Source organism: Psychrobacter okhotskensis (assembly GCF_013248965.1).
Taxonomy (GTDB): Bacteria; Pseudomonadota; Gammaproteobacteria; order Pseudomonadales; family Moraxellaceae; genus Psychrobacter; species Psychrobacter okhotskensis.
Genome location: NZ_JABRVQ010000074.1, coordinates 1 through 505 on the forward strand (window position 1 = coordinate 1; position 505 = coordinate 505).

The window sequence follows — 505 nt, forward strand, 5'->3', positions numbered from 1 at the left end:
AAAAAGCCACCCTTTCTCAAGGATGGCTTTTCACGAACTGATCAACTTTCTCAGATGACTCTGATAGGTTAAATCTTAGTTCAATACGTTAGCAACAACACCAGCGCCTACCGTACGGCCGCCTTCACGAATTGCGAAGCGAAGACCTTTGTCCATAGCGATTGGGTGGATAAGCTCTACGCCCATCTCAACGTTATCACCAGGCATAACCATCTCTGTTCCGTCTTGTAATTGGATTGCGCCAGTTACGTCAGTAGTACGGAAGTAGAACTGTGGACGATAGCCGTTTAGGAATGGTGTGTGACGACCACCCTCTTCTTTTGACAATACATAAACTTCTGCGTCAAATTTGGTATGCGGCGTGATCGAACCTGGCTTAGCCAGTACTTGACCGCGTTGGACGTCTTCACGCTTAGTACCACGTAGTAGTACGCCACAGTTTTCGCCTGCACGACCTTCGTCAAGCAGTTTACGGAACATCTCTACACCAGTACAGGTGGTTTTT

Annotated in this window: 1 protein-coding gene; it reads right to left on the reverse strand. The window is 47.5% G+C overall.

All coding sequences use genetic code 11. The features are described 5' to 3' along the window. Window positions 1-75: 75 nt before the first annotated feature. The coding region (locus tag HQR03_RS14480) for an EF-Tu C-terminal domain-related protein (protein ID WP_244951942.1) at window positions 76-505 on the reverse strand (430 nt) is incomplete at its 5' end.